Here is a 20,954-nt window from a genome sequence, read left to right as displayed (position 1 = left end):
AGGCGTATCCGATTATAGGGGAGGAGGGCGCGGCTGCCGATGCGGGCGGGCCGTTTCCATCCCGCATGCTGGATGAAATGGACATGGATGATCGAGCCAAGACGTTGCTGAAGGCGCTGGTCGAACGCTATATCGCGGACGGCCAGCCCGTGGGGTCGCGCACGCTGTCAAAGGTCTTTGATCTCTCTCCGGCCACGATCCGCAACGTCATGGCCGACCTGGAAGACCTGGGCCTGATCCACAGCCCGCACACCTCGGCGGGCCGCGTGCCCACGCCGCGCGGCTACCGCATGTTCGTCGACAGCCTGCTGACCGCGCGTCCCTACGAACTCAGCCCCGACCTGCGGATCGAGGATTGCCTGCCGGCGGCCGAACCCGGCCGCGCCGTGACCGCGGCGGCCTCGCTGTTGTCGAACCTGTCGCAATTCGCGGGCGTGGTGCTCACGCCCAAGCGCACCCAGGTGTTCCGCCACATCGAATTCATCCGCCTGTCGGACCGGCGCGTGCTGCTGATCATCGTCACGCCCAACGGCGACGTGCAGAACCGCATCCTGTTCGTCCCGCGCGAATACTCGGAAGCCGAGCTGCTGGAAGCCTCCAATTTCTTCAACCGGCATTTCTCCGGCAAGTCCTTCCACGCGGTCCGCCTGGCGCTGACCGACGAGCTCGCCTCGCTGCGCACCGACATCTCCCGCCTGATGCAGCAGGCCGTGGACGCCGGCCTGGATTCGCCGGACACGGACGACGAGGCCGTGGTCATCTCCGGCGAGGGCAAGCTGCTGGGCGTGTCCGAGATGACGGCCGACATGGACCGGCTGCGCCGCCTGTTCCAGCTGTTCGAGCAGAAGACCGACCTGCTGCACCTGCTGGACGTCTCCAGCCGCGCCCAGGGCGTGCAGATCTACATCGGCGGCGATTCCCGCCTGGTGCCGCTGGAGGACGTGTCGGTCATCACCGCCCCCTACGGGGTCGACGGCCAGGTGATCGGCACGCTGGGCGTCATCGGCCCCAGCCGCATGGCCTATGACCGGGTCATCCCCATCGTCGACATCACCGCACGCATGCTCTCCAACGTCCTCGGCCAGGCGGCGTCCTGATGCCGCCTTTTCCTGTGTCCCGACCATGAGCCGTTTCCTCCCCGAAGCGCCCGATCCCCGGGCGCTCGACCCGGACGCGCCCGGGCCCGGCCGCGGGCCGCTGGGCGTCCTGCTGATCAACCTGGGCACGCCCGATGCGCCGACCCCGGCGGCGGTCCGCCGCTACCTGGGCGAGTTCCTGTCCGACCCACGCGTGGTGGAACTGCCCGCCGCGCTGTGGCAGCTCATCCTGCGCCTGTTCGTGCTGACGCGGCGGCCGGCCGCCATCGCCCCGAAATACGCCCAGATCTGGCTCGATCGGGGCTCGCCCCTGCTGGTGCACAGCCAGGACCTGGCCGACGCCGTGGCGGCGTCCCTGCGCGGCCGCGGCCTGGACGTCCGGGTCGAGCTGGGCATGCGCTACGGCCGTCCGGCCCTGGACGGCGCCCTGGATGCACTGCGCGCGGCCGGCTGCGGCCGCATCCTGGCGGTGCCGATGTACCCCCAATACGCCGCCAGCACCACGGCCACGGCCGTGGACGCGGTGGCCGCGCGCCTGGCGCGGCTGCGTCACCAGCCCACGCTGCGCTTCCTGGACCGCTTCCATACGTCCGACGCCTATATAGAGGCGCTGCACCGCGCGGTGCGCGCGCATTGGGAACGGTCGGGCAAGCCCGACCGGCTGCTCCTCAGCTTCCACGGCCTGCCCCAGCGGTCGGTGCGCCAGGGCGATCCCTATTTCCGCGATTGCCAGCAGACCGCGCGAGCCCTGCGCGACCGCCTGGGCGCCGACGGCGCGCGCCTGCACGTGACCTTCCAGAGCCGCTTCGGGGCGGCGCCCTGGCTGCAGCCCTACACCCAGCCCACGCTGGAGGCCTGGGGCAGGGAAGGCGTTGGCACGGTGGACCTGATGTGCCCCGGCTTCCTGGCCGACTGCCTGGAGACGCTGGAAGAAATCGACATGGGCTGCCGCGAGGCCTTCCTGGCGGCGGGCGGGCGGGCGTTCCGCTATATTCCCTGCCTGAACGCCGACCCGGACTGGGCGCGGGATTTCGCCGGACTGATCGCCGACAACCTGGCCGGCTGGACGTAGCCGCCGGACGGACTCATCCACCCGGGCGGCCCGCCGTCCGGGGCCGGGATCCGGCCTTCCCGGTCCGCCGCCTGGGGCCTTGAAGAACGCCCCCGCCATCCCCATTTACCAACTTGTTCACCTATTTCAGCATTGGAGATTTCACCATGTCGGCACCCCAGGAAGACTTGGATCCGCAAGCCGCGCCGAGCGCCGAAAATCAACCCGCCAGCCAGGGCGCGGCCGATGGCGCCGAACCCGCCGCCGCCCAGCCGGGCGAAGACCTCGCCGCGCTGCTCGACGAGGCCCAGAAGCAGGTCGCCGAATATCACGACCAGTTGCTGCGCGCCCATGCGGAGGTCGAGAACGTCCGCCGCCGCGCCCAGGAAGACGTGGCCAAGGCCCGCAAGTTCGGCACGGAAGCCTTCGCCGAGAGCCTGATTCCCGTGCGCGACAGCCTGGAGGCCGCGCTGGCCCAGGAAAACCAGACCGCCGAGGACTGGCGCCTGGGTGTCGAGGCCACCCTGCGGCAGCTGAACAGCGCCTTCGAGCGCAACCAGATGAGCGAGATCGCCCCGGTGCCCGGCGACCCCTTCGACCCGCACCGCCACCAGGCGATTTCCAACGTGCCCTCCGAACATCCCCAGGGCGCCGTCGCCCAGACGCTGCAGAAGGGCTACCTGATCGCCGACCGCGTGCTGCGTCCGGCGCTGGTCATGGTGTCGGCCGGCCCGGCCTGAAGCGCCCGCCCGGACCTTGAAACCGGGTCCGGCGGCCCCATATTCGACTCATCGGCGGGCGCGAGGCCCGTCCACTCATTCAAACATCGACAGGATCCAACATGAGCAAGATCATCGGCATCGACCTGGGTACGACCAACAGCTGCGTCGCAGTGCTGGACGGCTCCAAGGTGAAGATCATCGAGAATTCCGAAGGCGCGCGCACCACGCCTTCCATCGTCGCCTACATGCAGGACGGCGAAATCCTGGTGGGCGCCCCGGCCAAGCGCCAGGCCGTCACCAATCCGAAGAACACCATCTTCGCGGTCAAGCGCCTGATCGGCCGCAAGTTCGAGGAAAAGGCCGTGCAGAAGGACATCGACCTGATGCCCTACAGGATCATCAAGGCCGACAACGGCGACGCCTGGGTCGAAGCCCAGGACAAGAAGCTCGCCCCCCCGCAAGTGTCCGCCGACATCCTGCGCAAGATGAAGAAGACCGCCGAGGATTACCTGGGCGAGGAAGTCACCGAGGCCGTGATCACGGTGCCGGCCTACTTCAACGACAGTCAGCGCCAGGCGACCAAGGACGCCGGCCGCATCGCCGGCCTGGAAGTCAAGCGCATCATCAACGAGCCCACTGCGGCGGCCCTGGCCTTCGGCCTGGACAAGTCCGAGCGCGGCGACCGCAAGATCGTCGTCTATGACCTGGGCGGCGGGACCTTCGACGTGTCCATCATCGAAATCGCGGACGTGGACGGCGAAAAGCAGTTTGAGGTGCTGTCGACCAACGGCGACACCTTCCTGGGCGGCGAGGACTTCGACCAGCGCATCATCGAGTACATCATCGCCGAGTTCAAGAAGGAATCCGGCGTTGATCTCTCCAAGGACGTGCTCGCCCTGCAGCGCCTGAAGGAAGCCGCCGAAAAGGCCAAGATCGAGCTGTCCTCCACGCAGCAGACCGAGATCAACCTGCCTTACATCACGGCCGATGCCTCCGGTCCCAAGCACCTGAACCTGAAGATCACCCGCTCCAAGCTGGAAGCGCTGGTCGAGGAACTGATCGAACGCACGATCGAGCCCTGCCGCGTGGCGATCAAGGACGCCGGCGTCAAGGTCTCCGACATCGACGACGTGATCCTGGTCGGCGGCATGACCCGCATGCCCAAGGTGCAGGAAAAGGTCAAGGAATTCTTCGGCCGCGAACCGCGCAAGGACGTGAACCCCGACGAGGCCGTCGCCGCCGGCGCCGCCATCCAGGGCTCCGTGCTGTCGGGCGACCGCAAGGACGTGCTGCTGCTGGACGTGACGCCGCTGTCGCTGGGGATCGAGACCCTGGGCGGCGTCATGACCAAGATGATCAAGAAGAACACCACCATCCCGACGCGCTTCTCGCAGGTGTTCTCCACGGCGGACGACAACCAGCCGGCGGTGACCATCAAGGTCTACCAGGGCGAGCGCGAGGTCGCCGCGGGCAACAAGGCCCTGGGCGAGTTCAACCTGGAAGGCATCCCGCCGGCCCCGCGCGGCCTGCCGCAGATCGAGGTCACTTTCGACATCGACGCCAACGGCATCCTGCACGTGTCGGCCAAGGACAAGGGCACCGGCAAGGAAAACAAGATCACGATCAAGGCCAGCTCCGGCCTGACCGAGGACGAGATCGAACGCATGGTGAAGGACGCCGAGGCCAATGCCGAGGAAGACCACCGCATCGCGGAACTGGCGCAGGCGCGCAACCAGGCCGACGGCCTGGTCCACGCCACGCGCAAGTCCCTGACGGAATACGGCGACAAGCTCGAAGCCGCCGAAAAGGAAGCGATCGAGTCGGCCATCAAGGACCTGGAAGAAGCCATCAAGGGCGATGACAAGGCCGCCATCGACGCCAAGGTCGAGGCCCTGTCCACCGCCTCGCAGAAGCTCGGCGAGAAGATGTACGCCGACATGCAGGCCAAGCAGGCGGCCGAGGGCGCGGCCGCGGCCGATGGCGCCAAGCCGGCGGAAGACGATGTCGTCGATGCCGACTTCAAGGAAGTGAAGCGCGACTGAGCCTCCGCCGGATGAGCCAGGACACGGAACGGCCTCCAGGGGCCGCGCCGTGTGGCGAGTCCGGGGGGCGGCTTGCAAGCCGCCCGGTGGAACAGCAAGCTTGCCCGGAACCGGTCTTTCGCCGGGCCGGGCATGCGTCCTTCAATCTGCAGCGCCTAGCACAGGCAACCCGAATCCATGGCAAAACGAGATTTTTACGACGTCCTGGGCGTAGCCAAGAACGCCTCGGACGACGACATCCGCAAGGCCTACCGCAAGCTGGCCATGAAATACCATCCGGACCGCAATCCGGACAGCAAGGAGGCCGAGGACAAGTTCAAGGAGGCCAAGGAAGCCTACGAGATACTGTCCGACGCGGAGAAGCGCGCGGCCTATGACCGCTTCGGCCACGCGGGCGTGGATCCGAACGCGGCGGCCGGCGCGGGCATGAACGGCGGGGCGGGCGGTTTCGCCGATGCCTTCGGCGACATCTTCGGGGAAATCTTCGGCGGCGCCGCGGGCCGCCGGGGCGGTGGCGGTCCGCAGGTCTATCGCGGCGCCGACCTGAAATATTCCCTGGAAATCAGTTTGGAACAGGCGGCCAACGGCTTCGACACCGAGATCCGCATCCCCAGCTGGGAATCCTGCGACACCTGCCATGGCTCGGGCGCCAAGCCCGGCACCTCGCCGCGCACCTGCCGCTCCTGCGGCGGCAGCGGCGCCGTGCGCATGCAGCAGGGCTTCTTCAGCGTCCAGCAGACCTGCCCGACCTGCCACGGCACCGGCCAGGAAATCACCGATCCTTGCGGCGATTGCGACGGCGTGGGCCGCGTGCGCAAGAACAAGACCCTGCAGGTCAAGATCCCGGCCGGGATCGACGACGGCATGCGCATCCGTTCCACCGGCAACGGCGAGCCGGGCCTGAACGGCGGCCCTCCGGGCGACCTGTACGTCGAAATTCGCATCAAGCCGCACGGCATCTTCGAGCGCCAGGGCGAGGACCTGCACTGCGAGCTGACCATCCCCTTCACCAAGGCGGCGCTGGGCGGCGTGCAGGAAGTCCCGACATTGTCGGGGCGCGGGGAAATCACCATCCCCGAAGGCACCCAGACCGGCAAGACTTTCCGGCTGCGCGGCAAGGGCATCAAGGGCGTGCGTTCCAGCTACCCCGGCGACCTGTACTGTCACATCGTGGTGGAAACCCCGGTGCGCCTGAACGATGAGCAGAAGGCGCTGCTGCGCCAGTTCGAAGCCTCCCTGAACAGCGGCGGCGACCGCCATTCGCCCAAGAGCGAATCCTGGACCGACAAGGTGAAGAACTTCTTCTCCTGACGCCGGCCCGGCTTCCGCTCGCGACCCCGCGCCCCGGCATCGGCCGGCCGCGGGGTTTTTTGCGCCAGCGGTCCGTTCAAGGCTTCGGATCGGGATCCGCGGCCACGGCGATGCTGAGCGCGTCGGGTTTCAGCAGGTCGCGCATCGCGGCGTTGACCTGTCCGGCCTTCAGGCCGCGCAACTGGTCGATGACGCGCTGCTGCCAGGCGAAGCTGCGGTCCGTGTCCAGGTAGTCGATCCAGCGGCCGGCCAGGTAGGCGTCGTCGGAACGTCCCAGCTCCAGGTAGTTCACCAGGGACTGGACGCCCTGGTCGACCTCGGCCTGGGTGAAGCCGGTCTTCAGGGTTTCGTCCAGGACCGTGCGCATCGCGTCCCGCAGCGCCCCGGCGTTGCGGGCGGCCGTGCTGGCGAACAGCGTCCAGGCGCCGGAGTCCTCGAAGGGCGAGGCGCTCACGGCGCTGCCCACGCCGTAGGACAGGCCGCCGCGCACCCGGATGCCCTGCCACAGCCTGGAATCCTCCGAACCCCCGATCAGGTAGTTGGCCAGCATCAGCGCGGGCCAGCGCGGATCGGTGTCGCGCAGCTTCAGGGGCAGGACGGCCCGGTATTCCGCATTGGCCTTGCCGGGAGCGGGGATGCGGAAGAGTTCGGGCTTCATGGCGTACCAGGGGTCCGGCAGGCGCTCGTAGGCCGGCGCCGCGCGCCAGCCATCCAGCCCGGCGCGCAGGCGCCGTTCCACGTCTGCGGGATCGAAGTCCCCGACCACCGCCAGGGATAGATGGCCCGCGCCGTAGAACCGGTCGTGGAACTTCCGCAGCCGGTCGCGGCTCAGGTCCCCGACCTGGGCCAGGACCTCGGCGGTCGTGGGGGTGTAGCGGATGTCGTCCGGAGCCCAGGGCTGGTCGTGGCGCCGCAGCGTGTTGCGCACCAGGTAGGCCGGGCTCGAGGCGTCGTCCTCCACGCGGGTGCGCAGGCTGCGCTTGAGCCGTTCCAGCTCGTTTTCCGGGAACGCGGGCGCGCGCAGCAGGTGGAAGACCAGGTCCAGCGCGTCGGACAGGTGCTCGCGGGAACTGCGCAGGGAGACGTTCAGGACGTTGCCGTCGGTGCCGAACGACAGTTCGGAGTCCAGTTCGTTCAGGCGGTCCTCGATCTGCTGGCGGCTCATGTCGCGGGCGCCGCGCAGCAGCATGGCGCCGGTGGCGAAGGGCGTCAGGCCCTGGCCGCGCAACTCGTCGGCGTCGCCGAAGCCCATGCGCAGCACGGCATGGACCTGCTCTCCAGCGGTTGCCTTGGGCAGCAGGGCCAGGTCGACCGGCCCGTTGGGCAGGGCCAGGACGCTGCGCCGGGTGGCGGCGTCGATGGCCAGGGGGCGGGTGTCGAAGGCGGCCACGGCGGGACGTTCCGTGCCGGTGTCGAGCCGCCCGATCCAGGGCTGGAGATCGGCCGGAGCGGGCGCGGGCGCGTCCTTCGGGTCGGGCGTCGGCAGGTACAGCCCGCTGGTCCGGTTGCTGGGCAGCAGCCAGGCGCCCAGTTGCGCGCGGACCGTGTCCAGCGTCAGCGCCCGGACCCGCAGGCGTTCGATGAAGAACAGGCGCCAGTCTCCCCAGGCGACCGCGTCGGACAGGGCCTGGGCCAGCGCGCCGGACTGGTTGAAGGTCTGCTTCCAGTCGTTCAGCCAGGCGGTGCGGATGCGGTCCAGGGCGGCCTGGTCCAGTTGGCCGATCCCCCCGGCTTCCAGCACGTGTTCCAGGGCGGACAGCGCCGCGTGCGGATCCGCGCCGGGCTGGACCTGCGCGCCGAATACCGCGTAGCCGGGCTGCTTCATGGGCCGTGCGAAGCCGAACACGCTGCTGGCCAGACCCTTGGCCACCAGGGCCTGGTAGAGCGGGCCGGCCGGAGTGTCGGCCAGCATGGCGCTGCCGATGGACAGGGCCGTGTAGGCATCGCTGGCGGCCTCCGGCAGGTGGTATTGCGCCAGGGCGATGGGGCTGCCGCCGATGCGCCGCAGGGTGACGCTGCGCGCGCCCTGCTGGACGGGCTCGACCGTGTATTCGGGCGGCAGCGCGCGGGCCGGCCGGGCGATGGGGCCGAACTCCCGTGCGATCCATTGCAGCGCCTGCCGCGCGTCGAAGCGGCCGGTGACGATCAGCGTGGCGTTGTCGGGCTGGTAGTAGCGATGGTAGAACGCGCGCAGCGGCTCGATGCCGACGTGCTCCACGTCGGAGCGCGCGCCGATGACGCTGCGGCCGTAGGGGTGCCAGACGTAGGCGGCCGAGGCGACCTGCTGCATCAGCATGCTGAACGGGCTGTTCTCGCCGCGCTCCATCTCGTTGCGCACCACCGGCATTTCCGCGTCCAGGTCCGCGCGGGCGATGCGCGCGTTCAGCATGGCGTCGGCCTGCCAGGCCAGGTACCAGCGCAGCGTCTCCGGGTCGCTGGCGAAGGTCGCGTAGTAGTTCGTCAGGTCGGCGGTGGTCGAGCCGTTGGCCGCCAGCCCCCGGCGCGCGAATTCGGCCAGGGCGTCCGGGTACTTCGGGCTGCCGCGAAACAGCAGGTGCTCCAGCAGGTGCGCCATGCCGGTCTCGCCCGGTCCCTCGTTGCGCGAGCCGACGCGGTAGCTCATGTTCACCGTGGTCTGGGCGCGCGAATCGTCCGGGGCCAGCAGCACCTGCAGGCCGTTGTCCAGGCGGTATTCGGCCACGCCCTCGATCATGACGACCTGGCGCACGCCCGCGGGCAGGGCGGGGGAGGGGGCGGTTGCGGGAGCGAGGGCGGGGCCGGAGGCGGTTGCGGCCGGGGAGGCTGCCGCCGGCGCGGCGTGCGCGGCGTGGGGCGGGATCGGCGCCGTCAGCAGGCAGAAGGCGAGAAGCGGGAAGAGCAGGGGTTTCAGCCGGGACATGGTCTCAGGAAAATCCATGGGTGAATGTGCGTGAGCCATAACATTAACGCATGGTGGCCCGGGAGCGCCCGGATTCCGCCGGATTCCTCGCCGGGCGCGTCGGCCGGCCGCTTCGAGGCTATGCCCCGGGAGCGGGGAGACCCAGCGCTTCCCGGAAGAAACTCCACAGGCGAGGATCGCCGGAGTACGCGACATTGAAGCGCAGCCAGCCTTCCTCACGGCCGTCCGGGTCGAAGTAGCTGCCGGGGGCCAGCCAGATGCCGGCCTTCAGCGCCTGCGAGGTCAGTTCGATCATGCCGTCCCCCGACGCGCGCGGGGATGGCGGCCTGGCCCACAGGAACAGCCCGGCGCCCGGTTCCCCCCAGATCTCGAATCCGTGGGCGCGCATGGCCGCGGCGACCTGGTCGTGGGCCAGGCGCAGGCGTTCGCGGATGCCGCGCAGGTAGGTGACATGGCGGCCGTCCCGCAGGACGTGATGGACAGCCCGCTCCATCACTTCGGCCGAGGTCAGGCCGAGCGACATCTTGGTGCGGGCGCATGGGTCCGCCAGGGGCCTGGCGCAGGCTAGGTAGCCCACGCGGATGGAGGGCGCCACGCTCTTCGAGAAGCCGGAGACGTAGATCACCCGGCTGGGACCCGCCAGCGCGGCGAGCATGGGCGCGGGTTCGGGCAGGAGATCGCGGGACGTGTCGTCCTCCACGACCAGGAAGGCATGGCGCTCGGCCAGCCGCAGCAGCCGGAATGCCCCGGCCATCGAGAAACTGGCGCCGGTCGGATTCTGCAGCACCGTCGTCACGAACATCGCGCGGATCGGATGCCTGCGCGCCAGGTCTTCGAGCGTTTCTTCGTGGACGCCTTCCGCCGTCCTGGGCACCGCGTGGACCGTGATGCGGTTCAGGGCCAGGATCTGCAGCAGGTTGGCGTAGCAGGGCGCCTCGGCGGCCACGTGGTCGCCCGGGCGCAGCAGGGTGCGGATGACGATGTCCAGCGCCTGGGTCGCCCCGTGGGTCAGCAGGATCTGGTCGGGCTCGACTTCGAGCCCGTGCTCCAGCAGGCGGCAGGCGATGTGTTCGCGCAAGGGGCGGTAGCCGAGCGGATGCCCATAGGCCGACATCTGGCTGATCGGGACGCGGCTGAGCTGGCGCAGGGCATGCGGCAGGCCGGCCTGGTCGTGCCAGTCCGGCGGCAGCCAGCCGCAGCCCGCCTTGATCGAGATCGAATGATCGGCGAACACGTCGGCCAGGAGCCAGGAGGAACCGATGCGCGGCGCCACCCATTCGGGCACCGGCGCGGGTGCGGCCTGCTTCCGGCGGCTGACGCGAAAGTCGGCCCCCGGCCGAGATTGCAGCAGGCCGCGGGCGACCAGGCGGTTGTAGGCCGCCATGACGGTGAACGTGCTCAGTCCGTGGTCCCGGGCGAACCGCCTGATCGACGGCAGGGCCATCCCCGGGCGCAGCGTGTGGGCGCGGATGGCGCTTTCCAGCGCCGCGACGGTCTGGTCCACCAGGGTGGGAGCCGTTTTCCGCCGGCGGTCCGGTTCGAACAGGATCATGGATGCCCCTTCGGCGCACGGCGCCTCGAGGGGCCGTTTTCAATACAGTTGTCTCAATTCGAACGATACAGTTATCCGGCCATCCTGTCACCGTCTATGGCCTGCGCGCACGGGCCGGCCGAGAATGGGGGCATTCGTCCTGGTCCCCGGACTCCCGGATTGAGAGGCTGCCATGCAAACCGAAGCGACACATTCCCCCGACCTGTCCAATTTGTGGATGCCCTTCACCGCGAACCGCCAGTTCAAGGCGCATCCCCGCATGCTCGCCGCCGCCAAGGGCATGTACTACACCGCCGCGGACGGCCGCCAGGTGCTGGACGGCACGTCGGGCCTCTGGTGCGTCAATGCGGGGCATGGCCGGCAGCCCATCGTCGACGCGATCAGCCGGCAGGCCGCGCATCTCGACTACGCCCCCAGCTTCCAGATCGGCCACGAAGACTCCTTCCGGGCGGCCTCCGACGTGGCCGCCCTGATGCCCGCCGGCCTGGACCGGGTGTTTTTCACCAATTCGGGCTCCGAGTCGGTCGATACGGCGCTCAAGATCGCGCTGGCGTACCACCGGGCGCGCGGCGAGGGCCAGAGGACCCGCCTGATCGGCCGCGAGCGCGGCTATCACGGCGTCGGCTTCGGCGGCATCTCGGTGGGCGGCATCTCCCCCAACCGCAAGGCGTTCTCCGGGGTGCTGCTGCCGGGCGTGGATCATTTGCCGCACACCCACGACCTGGAGCACAACGCCTTTTCGCGGGGCCAGCCGTCCTGGGGGGGCGAACGGTTCGCCGACGCCCTCGAAAGCATCGTCGCGCTGCACGACGCCTCGACGATCGCCGCCGTCATCGTCGAGCCGCTGGCGGGATCCACCGGCGTGCTGGTGCCGCCCAAGGGCTACCTGGAAAGGTTGCGGGCCATTACGGAAAAACACGGCATCCTGCTGATCTTCGACGAGGTCATCACCGGCTTCGGCCGCCTGGGCGCGGCCACCGCCAGCGAATTCTTCGGCGTCACCCCCGACCTGATCACCCTGGCCAAGGGCATCAGCAACGCCGCCGTGCCCGCCGGCGCGGTCGCCGTGCGCAGGTCCGTGCATGACACCATCATCGAGGCCAGCGCGGCCGGCATCGAGTTCTTCCACGGCTACACTTATTCCGCGCACCCGCTGGCGACGGCGGCGATCCGCGCCGCCCTGGGCATCTACCGGGACGAGGGACTGTTCGATCGGGCGAAGACGCTGTCGGCGCCTTTCGAAGAGGCCGCGCATGCGCTGAAGGGCCGCCGCCACGTCATCGACATTCGCAACCTGGGGCTGGTGGCCGGCATCGAACTGGCCCCCCGCCCGGGCGCGCCCGGGGCCCGGGCCGCCGAGGTGTTCGGGAAATGCTTCGACAAAGGGGTGCTGGTCCGCTATACCGGCGACATCATCGCGATCTCGCCGCCGCTCATCATCGACGAGACACAGATCGGACAGATCTTCGGCACGCTGGCCGACGTGCTGTCCACCGTGGATTGAGCCGCCGCCGGCCCTCGCCGGGACGGGCTGATCGGGACGGCCTTATTTCGACAGCAGCCGCATGGCCTGCTCCAGGCCGTCCATCGTCATGCCGAACATGCGCTCGTGCATCAGTTCTTTGATCAGCGCGATGGACTGGCGGTAGGGCCAGGATCCGGACGGTTCCGGATTCAGCCAGACGGCGCGCGGCCAGCGGCCCAGGATGCGCTGCAGCCAGGCGGCGCCGGTTTCCTCGTTGTGGTGCTCGATGGACCCGCCCGGATACAGCAGTTCGTAGGGGCTCATGGAAGCATCCCCCACCAGGATCAGGCGCCAGTCCTCGCCGTAGGTGCGCAGCAGATCCCAGGTCTCGATGCGCTCGCCGTGGCGGCGGCTGTTGTGGCGCCAGACGGATTCGTAGGGGCAGTTGTGGAAGTAATAGACCTCCAGGTGCCGGAATTCGCTGCGCGCGGCGGAAAACAGGGATTCGATGCGGGCGATGTGGTCGTCCATGCTGCCGCCCACGTCCAGCAGCATCAGGACCTTGACCGCGTTGTGGCGCTCGGGCACCCAGCGCAGGTCCAGCATTCCGGCCTGCTCGGCGGTGCCGCGGATTGTGCCGGGCATGTCCAGCTCCAGCGCCGCGCCCTGGCGGGCGAAGCGCCGCAGGCGCCGCAGCGCCATCTTGAAATTGCGCGTGCCCAGGGTCTGCTGGTCGTCGTAGTCGCGGTAGTCGCGCCGTTCCCAGACTTTGATGGCGGTGCGGTTGCCGGCCGAGGGGCCGCCGACGCGGATGCCTTCGGGATGGTAGCCGCCGTGGCCGAAGGGCGACGAGCCCCCGGTGCCGATCCATTTGCTGCCGCCCGCGTGGCGTTCCTTTTGTTCGGCCAGGCGTTCGCGGAACATCTCCATCAGCCGGTCCCAGCCGTGCCTTTCCAGGGCCGCCTTTTCCTCGTCGGTGAGCTGCTTGCGGAAGGTCTGGACGAGCCAGTCCGGCGGGATGTCCGGGCCGCCCGCGCGGGCCTGGAGCTGGCCGATGAAGGCGGCGAAGACCCGGTCGTAGCGGTCGTAGCGGGTCTCGTCCTTGACCAGCGCCAGGCGCGCCAGGTGATAGAACTCTTCCGTGCTGGCGGGCGCGGCGGGACTGCACAGCAGCTCCAGCAGGCTCAGGTATTCTCGGATCGAGACCGGGATGCCGGCGGCGCGCAACTGGGTGAAGAAGTCGGTCAGCATGGCGGGGAAGGCGGGGCTTTTCAGGCGCGGGGGCGGCGCAGCTGATAGAGCAGATGGGCGCGGACCTCGGGCCATTCGCCCGCCAGCAGGCTGTACATGACCGTGTCGCGCACGGTGCCGTCGCGGCGCGGCGCGTGGTGGCGGATCACGCCGTCGCGATGCGCGCCCAGGCGCTCGATGGCGCGCTGGGAAGCGTGGTTGTAGTTGTCGGTGCGCCAGCCCACCACGGCGGCGCCCAGGGCGTCGAAGGCGTGTTCGAGCAGCAGCAGCTTGCAGGCCGTGTTGACGTGGGTGCGCTGGCGCGAACGGGCGTACCAGGTGTAGCCGATCTCCAGCCGGGCGACCGCCGGCACGATGTCGTGATAGCGCGTGGTGCCCAGGATGGCGCCGCTTGCGGCGTCGGTGACGGCGAAAGGCAGCATGTGGCCGTCGTCCCGGCCCTTCAGGGCCTGGGCGATGTAGGACCCGGTCTGGTCGGGCTCGGGCACCGAGGTGACGCGCAGGTTCCAGAGCTCGCCGTCGGCGGCGGCGGCGCGCAGGCCGCCGGCGTGGTCGGGAGACAGGGGGACCAGGCGCACGCCGTGGCCTTCCAGGGTGACGGGACGGGGCGCTTGCTTGAAACCGGGGGTGTTCATGGGTCGGTCCGGTGGTTGGGAATCGGAGAGGGCGTTCCGGCGTCCGGCCGTCAGCGTCCGCCGCGCTGCGTCAGGGCGGCCAGCCGCCGCAGCAGGTTCAGGTCCTGTTCGTTCTTCAGCAGGGCGCCGGCCAGCGGCGGGACGTCGCCTCGCGCCAGGCTGTCGGGCGGCACGGATTCGGCCAGCAGCAGGTGCAGCCAGTCCAGGAATTCCGAGGTCGAGGGACGCTTCTTCAGTCCCGGGACCTCGCGCAGGCGGAAGAACGCGTCCAGGGCCGCGCCCAGGACGTCGGCGCGCAGGTCCGGGAAATGGACCGCCACGATGTCGGTCAGGGTCTGGCGGTCGGGGAATTCGATGTAGTGGAAGAAACAGCGCCGCAGGAACGCGTCGGGCAGGTCCTTCTCGTTGTTCGAGGTGATGATGATCAGGGGCTTGTGGCGCGCGCGGACGGTCTGGCGGGTCTCGTAGACGTGGAATTCCATGCGGTCCAGTTCGCGCAGCAGGTCGTTGGGGAATTCGATGTCGGCCTTGTCGATCTCGTCGATCAGCACCACGCAGGGCCGCTCCGACTCGAAGGCCTGCCACAGCACGCCCTGCACGATGTAGTTGCGGATGTCGTGCACGGCGGCCTCGCCCAGCTGGGAATCGCGCAGGCGCGAGACGGCGTCGTATTCGTACAGGCCCTGCTGCGCCTTGGTCGTGGACTTGATGTGCCATTGCAGCAGGGGCCGGTCCAGGGCGCGGGCGACTTCCTCGGCCAGCAGGGTCTTGCCGGTTCCGGGCTCGCCCTTGACCAGCAGCGGGCGCTGCAGCGCCAGGGCGGCGTTGACGGCGGTTTTCAGGGATTCTGTGGCGACGTAGCGGTCGGTGCCGTCGAAACGGCCGTTCGGGGCGGTGGCGGGCGTGGGGTTCATGGAAGCGGAAAAGAGGCGCCGGGGGCAGGGAAGGCGGATATTATGGACTTGAAATTTTCATGTCTGACTGTATCGAAACAATTATCGTACAATCGACATGCCTCATCGGCCCGGCAGGAGGGTGGCCGATGCCGACACAATATGAATCAGAGAGACAAGAGGCCATATGAAGTCGCGAGCAATGCTTGATCGTGGTTTGGGCGCCGTCGTGGTGGCGGCGTCCTGTCTGCTGGCCGGTCCGGCCCTGGCGGCCGATCCGCCCGCCGTGCAGGGCAATGCCCAGGCCGGCGCCCAGAAGGTGTCCATGTGCATCGGCTGCCACGGCATTCCGGGCTACAAGGCCGCCTATCCCGAGTTGTACCACGTCCCCATGATCGCCGGTCAGAACGCGCCCTACATCGTCGCGGCGCTGAAGGAATACGCCAGCGGCGCGCGTTCCTTCCCGACCATGGACGCCATTGCGCGGTCCCTGTCCGAGCAGGACATGGCCGACGTCGCGGCCTACTATTCCAGCCTCAAGTGATCCGGGGGAAGACCATCATGCGTACATTGTGGATTGCCCTGCTGGGCCTCGGACTGGCGGCCACCGGCGCCCGCGCGGCCGACCTGCAGGCCGGCAAGGCCGCCTTCGAGAAATACACCTGCGTCTCCTGCCACGGGGCCGACGCCAAGTCGCCGCTGCAGCCCGATTATCCGATCCTGGCCGGACAGCACCAGGATTACCTGGCCCACGCCCTGACCGCCTACCAGCGCGGCCAGGCGGGGGCGCCGGCCTCGGCCAACGTGCGCAAGAACGCCATCATGGGCGCCATGGCCACGCAGCTGTCGGCCGCCGACATCGAGAACATCTCCGCCTGGCTGTCGACCCAGCCCTCGCCGCTGGCCGTGCGCAAGTAGCGCGCGGCGTCCTTTCGCCGAACGCCCGCCCGGCCCGCGCGCCCGGCGGGCGTCTCTTTGTTGGGAATGGTGCTTCGCCGGGACGTTTCTGCGTCCCGAACCCTTTTTCGTCCGGGTTTCGTCCGGGGCCGTGCGCCCAGGGCGGGCGTCTCGCCGCCGGGGCGGATGCGGACCGTTCTTCCCGTTCAGCGGTCGCGCGTGGCGTGGCGCCGGATCAGGTCTAGGTAGCGTTCGTTGTCCAGCGGCTTGCCCAGCCGCTGGGCTTCCCAGACGACCTCGCCCAGGGCTTCCATGATGACGTGGGCGGCCTCGTGTTCGTCGCGGCCCTGCAACAGCGCGTTCCAGGCCGCCCGGATGCCGGGCGGGTGGTCGATCGACAGCTGTTCCTGGATCGCCAGGTGCATCGACAGGTGCAGGAACGGGTTGGTGCGGCCGGCCTCGACCGGGTAGTCGCGTTCGGCGGCGTCCGGGTCCTGCAGGTCGTCGTGGTATTCGGGGTGGCGCTCGACCAGGTCGGCGGCCATGGTTTCCAGCGGCGTCAGCACCCCGCCTTCGCGGCGCTTGCGCCAGGCGTCGGTGAAGAACGCGCGGACCTGTTCCTTGGAAGGATTGAACATGGGGGAAGGGGGAAGACGGGCCGGGTCATCCATTTTAACCCGCGGATTCGGGTATTTCCGGGGTGCCGGCCGGTAGAATAAGGGCGAAAGGCTGTTTGCCGACGGCCAGTTTACGCTAAACTCTTATATAAGACTGATTCCCCTTCTCTTGCACAACAAACCCAGCAACACTGGAGCACCCATGTCCTATCAGCACATCAAGGTCCCGGCCGGCGGACAGAAGATCACGGTCAACGCCGATTTCTCCCTGAACATCCCCGATGAGCCCATCGTTCCCTACATCGAGGGCGACGGCACTGGCCAGGACATCACCCCGGTGATGCTGAAGGTCGTGGACGCGGCGGTGGCCAAGGCCTACGGCGGCAAGCGCAAGATCCACTGGATGGAAGTCTACGCCGGCGAAAAGTCCACCAAGATCTACGGTCCGGACGTCTGGCTGCCCGAGGAAACCCTGGAAGCCGTGCGCGAGTACGTCGTGTCCATCAAGGGCCCGCTGACCACGCCGGTGGGCGGCGGCATCCGTTCCCTGAACGTGGCCCTGCGCCAGGAACTGGACCTGTACGTCTGCCTGCGCCCGGTGCGCTACTTCAAGGGCGTGCCTTCGCCCGTGCGCGAGCCGGAAAAGACCGACATGGTCATCTTCCGCGAAAACTCCGAGGACATCTACGCCGGCATCGAATTCGAGGCCGAGTCCGACAAGGCCCGCCAGCTCATCGAATTCCTGCAGGACAAGCTGGGCGTCAAGAAGATCCGCTTCCCGGGCACGTCCGGCATCGGCGTCAAGCCCGTGTCGCGCGAAGGCACGGAACGCCTGGTGCGCAAGGCCATCCAGTACGCCATCGACAACGACCGCCCGAGCGTCACGCTGGTGCACAAGGGCAACATCATGAAGTTCACCGAAGGCGGCTTCCGCGACTGGGGCTACGCCCTGGCCCAGAAGGAATTCGGCGCCCAGCTGGTGGACGGCGGCCCGTGGTGCAAGTTCAAGAACCCCAAGACCGGCCGCGACATCGTGGTCAAGGACGTCATCGCCGACGCCTTCCTGCAGCAGATCCTGCTGCGCCCGGCCGAATACGACGTCATCGCCACGCTCAACCTGAACGGCGACTACATCTCCGACGCACTGGCCGCCCAGGTCGGCGGGATCGGCATCGCCCCGGGCGCCAACCTGTCGGATTCCGTGGCCATGTTCGAAGCCACCCACGGCACCGCGCCGAAGTACGCCGGCAAGGACTACGTCAACCCGGGTTCGGAAATCCTGTCGGCCGAAATGATGCTGCGCCACATGGGCTGGACCGAGGCCGCCGACCTGATCATCAGCAGCATGGAAAAGTCCATCCTGTCGAAGAAGGTCACCTACGACTTCGCCCGCCTGATGGAAGGCGCAACGCAAGTGTCGTGCTCCGGTTTCGGCCAGGTGATGATCGAGAACATGTGATCGCGCGCCGTCCCGCCTTGCGCGGGACGCGGGTTTCGGCCCGGCCGCCCGGCCGGGCCGGCATGCGGGGCCCCGCCTTCTTCGGAAGGCGGGGCCTTTTCCATTATTGGGGCCCGGCGCCGCCGTCGCGCCCGCAGGCGGCGGATTCACCCGATTTTTCCATCCTTTGGTCCCGGCCGCCGGCCGGTATACTCGTGGACAGGACGGCAGGGATCAGCGCATCGCGCAGTGCCACTGGGGATCGTAATGAGTCATGAGCGCCGGACGAATCCGTCGGGCTCGACGGAAATGACCGAGACGGGGGCCATCGAGCGTCTGCAGGCTTCAGTGCAGCGCCTCGAGCATTCCGAACGCCTGCAGCGGGCGTTGTTCGCCATCGCCGACATGGCGGCTTCCGGGCTGGACATGCAAAGCCTGCTCGAAGGGCTGCACCGCATCGTCTCCCAGCTGATGTACGCGGAAAATTTCTATATCGCCCTGCACGATCCGCAGCGTGAGACGGTCCGGTTCGTCTATTTCTCCGACGTCATGGACGGGCAGGTCTACCGGCCCGACCAGGAATTCACCGTCGGGCAGCTGAGCGACACCATCACCCTGCGCCTGATCCGGCGGGCCCGCCCCATGCGCGGGCCGTCGAACGAGATCGCCCGCGCCCTGGGGCTGGAACAGGGGCACGGGGTCGGGACGCCCTCGGTGGATTTCATGGCGGTGCCGATGTGCCGGAACGGACAGGTCTTCGGCATCCTGGCCGTGCAGAGCTACGAGGAGGGCAGGGGATACACGCAGTCCGACGAGCACGTGCTGGCGTTCGTGGCCGGGCACGTGCTGAACGCCGTCGAGCGCAAGCTGGGGCAGGAGGCCCTGGAGCGCCGGGTGGCCGAGCGCACGCGCGAGCTGGCCCTCGCCAATGACCGGCTGCAGGAACAGGTGCGCGAAAGCGAGCGGGCGGTGCACCTGCAGGCGACGCTGTACCGGATCGCCGCGCTCGGCCATGGGCAGGACAGCAACGAGGCCTTCTATCGCAGCATCCACCAGGCCGTGGGCGAGCTGCTCAACGCCGAGAGCTTCTGTATCGCGCTGGTGTCCGACGATGGCCAGTGGCTGGACTTCCCCTATTACGTGGACAGTTCGGGAGCGGAGCTCGTGCGCCGGCCCATGGGCCGGGGCATGAGCGAATACGCGATCCGCTGCGCGCGGACCCTCCGGTTCGAAGCGGAGGCGATCGGCGCGCTGATCGAGCAGGGCGAGGTGGACGCGGCGACCTACGGCACGCCGGCCGTCTCCTGGCTGGGGGCGCCCCTGATGGGCGCGCGCGGCGTGATGGGCGTCGTCGTGGTGCAGAGCTATCGGTCCGATCTGCATTACACGCAGCAGGACGCCGAGCTGCTGACCTTCGTGTCCTACCAGATCGCCAGCACCCTGCAGCGGCGCCAGCAGGCCGAGGCCTTGCAGGCCCTGAACGCCCAACTGGAGCAGCGGGTCCAGGAACGCACGCAGGAATTGCGCCGGCAGATCGTGGTCCGGGAACGGGCGCAGAAGCAGCTCAAGCACCAGGTCATGCACGATTCGCTCACCGGCCTGCCCAACCGCCTGTACCTGCGCGAGCGCCTGGAGCGCGCGCTCGGCGCACAGAAACTCGATCCGGCGCGCAGCTTCGCGCTGCTGTACCTGGACGTGGACCGCTTCAAGCTGTTCAACGATGGCCTGGGGCACGGAGTGGGCGACGAGGTCCTACGCATCGTCTCGGCCCGGATGGCCGATTGCGTGCGGGCGCCCGACATCGTCGGCCGGCTGTCGGGCGACGAGTTCGCCGTCCTCCTCGAGAACTGTCCGCAGCCTTCCTCGGCCTGCCTGGTCGCCGAGCGCATCCAGGCCCGGATGGCCGAGGCCATCGAGGTGGGCGGCCGCCAGCTGCATGTCTCGGTCAGCATCGGCATCGCGATGAGCCGCCAGGCCTACCGGACGGTCGACCAGCTGCTGCACGACGCCGATACCGCCCTGTATCGGGCCAAGGCGGCGGGCCGCCAGCGCTTCGTGCTGTTCGACGAGGCCCTGCACGCGTCGGCCATGAACGTGCTCGACCTGGAGCAGCAGATGCGCGTCGCGCTGGAAAAGGAGCAGTTCATGTCCTATTTCCAGCCCATCGTGCGCCTGGCGGACGGCGACGTCACCGGATACGAGGCCCTGATCCGCTGGCGGCACCCGGAGTACGGCGTGCTGGGCCCCGGCCAGTTCCTGCCCGCGGCCGAGGAAACCGGCCTGATCGAGACGATCGACTGGCACATGTACCGCCTGGCCTGCCAGGCCGCGCCCGCGCTGCTGGGGCCGGACAAGATCCTGAACATCAATATCTCGCCGTGCCATTTCCACAGCCGGAATTTCCCCCGGCGCCTGCTCGACCTGGCGGCGTGGGCCGGCGTCGCGGTGGACCAGCTGTGCGTCGAAGTCACCGAGAGCTCCCTGCTGTCGGACCCGGACGCGGCGGCCGAGATCCTGGGCAGCCTGCACGAGGCCGGCGTGCGCATCGCGCTGGACGATTTCGGCACCGGCTATTCCTCGCTCAGCCACGTGCACCGCTTTCCGCTGCGGACGCTGAAGATCGATCGTTCCTTCATCGCGCCGCTGGGGCTGGGCGCGCAGCAGCGCAGCACGGCCATCGTGTCGGCCGTGCTCAGCCTGGCCGCCTCGCTGGATCTGGACGTGGTCGCCGAAGGCGTGGAAAGCACGGCCCAGCGGGACGTGCTGCTGTCCATGGGCTGTGTCCATGCGCAGGGGTTCCTGTTCGGCAGGCCGGCGCCGGCTACGGGACTTCCCTAGGTGTCATTTGTGGATACAGACGGCATAATGCAGCCCATGCAGGTGAGGAGACAGCCCTGCTGGGCACTGGCGCCACGGAGATGGCGCTTTCATTTGTGGCAGTACCCATAAGAAACAAAAATCTGGCGGGGCCGACGACACAATCGTCGGCCCCGGTCCATTTTGGGGCCCGCCACCGGGGGCGTGGCGGGATCCCTGCCCCGCCTGATGCGGCGAAATCAATGCCTATCTGGCGGCTTCTTGATT

Annotated in this window: 16 protein-coding genes; 10 read left to right on the top strand and 6 right to left on the bottom strand. The window is 68.5% G+C overall.

Going from position 1 to position 20,954, the window contains the following annotated elements; genetic code table 11:
* Positions 1-83: 83 nt before the first annotated feature.
* The 5 genes from hrcA (at position 84) to dnaJ (ending at position 6,223) form a co-directional block, all read left to right on the top strand.
* On the top strand, positions 84-1,097 hold the full coding sequence (gene hrcA / locus ACFO27_RS00875; protein ID WP_376815591.1) for a heat-inducible transcriptional repressor HrcA: 1,014 nt from the start codon (positions 84-86) through the stop codon (positions 1,095-1,097).
* A gap of 25 nt (positions 1,098-1,122) precedes the next feature.
* A complete protein-coding gene (hemH, locus tag ACFO27_RS00870; RefSeq protein WP_376815590.1) occupies positions 1,123-2,169 on the top strand; it encodes a ferrochelatase in 1,047 nt (348 codons plus the stop codon).
* A gap of 146 nt (positions 2,170-2,315) precedes the next feature.
* Positions 2,316-2,888 (top strand): nucleotide exchange factor GrpE, encoded by a 573-nt coding sequence (gene grpE / locus ACFO27_RS00865; RefSeq protein WP_376815589.1) that lies wholly within the window; start codon positions 2,316-2,318, stop codon positions 2,886-2,888.
* Between the two features lie 101 nt (positions 2,889-2,989).
* Complete coding sequence (dnaK, locus tag ACFO27_RS00860; RefSeq protein ID WP_376815588.1) at positions 2,990-4,912, top strand: molecular chaperone DnaK; 1,923 nt, start codon at positions 2,990-2,992, stop codon at positions 4,910-4,912.
* Between the two features lie 177 nt (positions 4,913-5,089).
* On the top strand, positions 5,090-6,223 hold the full coding sequence (gene dnaJ / locus ACFO27_RS00855) for a molecular chaperone DnaJ (protein ID WP_376815587.1): 1,134 nt from the start codon (positions 5,090-5,092) through the stop codon (positions 6,221-6,223).
* Between the two features lie 76 nt (positions 6,224-6,299).
* Here dnaJ and ACFO27_RS00850 read toward each other — a convergent pair whose 3' ends face one another.
* Together ACFO27_RS00850 and ACFO27_RS00845 are read right to left on the bottom strand one after the other, a co-directional pair.
* Positions 6,300-9,122, bottom strand: a complete 2,823-nt coding sequence (locus tag ACFO27_RS00850) for a M16 family metallopeptidase (protein WP_376815586.1) — start codon at positions 9,120-9,122, stop codon at positions 6,300-6,302.
* A 118-nt stretch (positions 9,123-9,240) separates the two neighbouring features.
* On the bottom strand, positions 9,241-10,674 hold the full coding sequence (locus tag ACFO27_RS00845; RefSeq protein ID WP_376815585.1) for an aminotransferase-like domain-containing protein: 1,434 nt from the start codon (positions 10,672-10,674) through the stop codon (positions 9,241-9,243).
* 172 nt (positions 10,675-10,846) lie between these two features.
* Here ACFO27_RS00845 and aptA point away from each other — a divergent pair, with 172 nt between their 5' ends.
* Positions 10,847-12,178, top strand: a complete 1,332-nt coding sequence (gene aptA / locus ACFO27_RS00840) for an omega-aminotransferase AptA (RefSeq protein WP_462936696.1) — start codon at positions 10,847-10,849, stop codon at positions 12,176-12,178.
* 42 nt (positions 12,179-12,220) lie between these two features.
* Here the strand turns inward: aptA and ACFO27_RS00835 are convergent, their stop codons facing one another.
* Genes ACFO27_RS00835 through ACFO27_RS00825 form a run of 3 tightly spaced genes read right to left on the bottom strand, consistent with a single transcriptional unit; the run spans position 12,221 to position 14,939 of the window.
* Positions 12,221-13,390, bottom strand: coding sequence for a vWA domain-containing protein (locus ACFO27_RS00835; RefSeq protein WP_376815584.1), 1,170 nt, complete (start codon positions 13,388-13,390; stop codon positions 12,221-12,223).
* A 20-nt stretch (positions 13,391-13,410) separates the two neighbouring features.
* Positions 13,411-14,025, bottom strand: coding sequence for a GNAT family N-acetyltransferase (locus ACFO27_RS00830; protein ID WP_376815583.1), 615 nt, complete (start codon positions 14,023-14,025; stop codon positions 13,411-13,413).
* A 50-nt stretch (positions 14,026-14,075) separates the two neighbouring features.
* Positions 14,076-14,939 (bottom strand): AAA family ATPase, encoded by an 864-nt coding sequence (locus ACFO27_RS00825; protein WP_376815582.1) that lies wholly within the window; start codon positions 14,937-14,939, stop codon positions 14,076-14,078.
* Between the two features lie 181 nt (positions 14,940-15,120).
* Here ACFO27_RS00825 and ACFO27_RS00820 point away from each other — a divergent pair, with 181 nt between their 5' ends.
* Together ACFO27_RS00820 and ACFO27_RS00815 are read left to right on the top strand one after the other, a co-directional pair.
* Positions 15,121-15,462 carry a c-type cytochrome gene (locus tag ACFO27_RS00820; protein WP_376815581.1) on the top strand — a complete coding sequence of 114 codons (342 nt, stop codon included), beginning with the start codon at positions 15,121-15,123 and terminating at the stop codon, positions 15,460-15,462.
* Positions 15,463-15,479: 17 nt separating this feature from the next.
* Positions 15,480-15,836, top strand: a complete 357-nt coding sequence (locus ACFO27_RS00815) for a c-type cytochrome (protein WP_376815580.1) — start codon at positions 15,480-15,482, stop codon at positions 15,834-15,836.
* A gap of 185 nt (positions 15,837-16,021) precedes the next feature.
* Here the strand turns inward: ACFO27_RS00815 and ACFO27_RS00810 are convergent, their stop codons facing one another.
* Positions 16,022-16,453, bottom strand: coding sequence for a DUF1841 family protein (locus ACFO27_RS00810; RefSeq protein WP_323023909.1), 432 nt, complete (start codon positions 16,451-16,453; stop codon positions 16,022-16,024).
* Between the two features lie 181 nt (positions 16,454-16,634).
* Between ACFO27_RS00810 and icd the strand changes: the two genes are divergently transcribed.
* Together icd and ACFO27_RS00800 are read left to right on the top strand one after the other, a co-directional pair.
* Positions 16,635-17,891, top strand: coding sequence for an NADP-dependent isocitrate dehydrogenase (icd, locus tag ACFO27_RS00805; protein WP_323023910.1), 1,257 nt, complete (start codon positions 16,635-16,637; stop codon positions 17,889-17,891).
* 246 nt (positions 17,892-18,137) lie between these two features.
* The gene (locus ACFO27_RS00800) at positions 18,138-20,708 is read left to right on the top strand and encodes a bifunctional diguanylate cyclase/phosphodiesterase (protein ID WP_376815579.1); all 2,571 of its coding nucleotides are present in this window, start codon (positions 18,138-18,140) and stop codon (positions 20,706-20,708) included.
* Positions 20,709-20,954 lie beyond the last annotated feature (246 nt).

It is taken from the genome of Castellaniella denitrificans (assembly GCF_042653765.1).
GTDB classification, from domain to species: domain Bacteria; phylum Pseudomonadota; class Gammaproteobacteria; order Burkholderiales; family Burkholderiaceae_B; genus Castellaniella; species Castellaniella denitrificans.
The sequence above is the reverse complement of the archived record's forward strand: the minus strand, read 5'-3'. Positions and strand labels throughout refer to the sequence as shown.

What these genes read in the sequence shown, in the direction of transcription:
- ACFO27_RS00810 (WP_323023909.1), bottom strand. Translation starts at nt 16,453, where the DNA reads ATGTTCAATCCTTCCAAGGAACAGGTCCGCGCGTTCTTCACCGACGCC.
- aptA (WP_462936696.1), top strand. Translation starts at nt 10,847, where the DNA reads ATGCAAACCGAAGCGACACATTCCCCCGACCTGTCCAATTTGTGGATG.
- ACFO27_RS00850 (WP_376815586.1), bottom strand. Translation starts at nt 9,122, where the DNA reads ATGTCCCGGCTGAAACCCCTGCTCTTCCCGCTTCTCGCCTTCTGCCTG.
- grpE (WP_376815589.1), top strand. Translation starts at nt 2,316, where the DNA reads ATGTCGGCACCCCAGGAAGACTTGGATCCGCAAGCCGCGCCGAGCGCC.
- ACFO27_RS00800 (WP_376815579.1), top strand. Translation starts at nt 18,138, where the DNA reads ATGAGTCATGAGCGCCGGACGAATCCGTCGGGCTCGACGGAAATGACC.
- hemH (WP_376815590.1), top strand. Translation starts at nt 1,123, where the DNA reads ATGAGCCGTTTCCTCCCCGAAGCGCCCGATCCCCGGGCGCTCGACCCG.
- icd (WP_323023910.1), top strand. Translation starts at nt 16,635, where the DNA reads ATGTCCTATCAGCACATCAAGGTCCCGGCCGGCGGACAGAAGATCACG.
- ACFO27_RS00815 (WP_376815580.1), top strand. Translation starts at nt 15,480, where the DNA reads ATGCGTACATTGTGGATTGCCCTGCTGGGCCTCGGACTGGCGGCCACC.
- ACFO27_RS00845 (WP_376815585.1), bottom strand. Translation starts at nt 10,674, where the DNA reads ATGATCCTGTTCGAACCGGACCGCCGGCGGAAAACGGCTCCCACCCTG.
- dnaK (WP_376815588.1), top strand. Translation starts at nt 2,990, where the DNA reads ATGAGCAAGATCATCGGCATCGACCTGGGTACGACCAACAGCTGCGTC.
- ACFO27_RS00820 (WP_376815581.1), top strand. Translation starts at nt 15,121, where the DNA reads ATGCTTGATCGTGGTTTGGGCGCCGTCGTGGTGGCGGCGTCCTGTCTG.
- hrcA (WP_376815591.1), top strand. Translation starts at nt 84, where the DNA reads ATGGATGATCGAGCCAAGACGTTGCTGAAGGCGCTGGTCGAACGCTAT.
- ACFO27_RS00825 (WP_376815582.1), bottom strand. Translation starts at nt 14,939, where the DNA reads ATGAACCCCACGCCCGCCACCGCCCCGAACGGCCGTTTCGACGGCACC.
- ACFO27_RS00835 (WP_376815584.1), bottom strand. Translation starts at nt 13,390, where the DNA reads ATGCTGACCGACTTCTTCACCCAGTTGCGCGCCGCCGGCATCCCGGTC.
- ACFO27_RS00830 (WP_376815583.1), bottom strand. Translation starts at nt 14,025, where the DNA reads ATGAACACCCCCGGTTTCAAGCAAGCGCCCCGTCCCGTCACCCTGGAA.
- dnaJ (WP_376815587.1), top strand. Translation starts at nt 5,090, where the DNA reads ATGGCAAAACGAGATTTTTACGACGTCCTGGGCGTAGCCAAGAACGCC.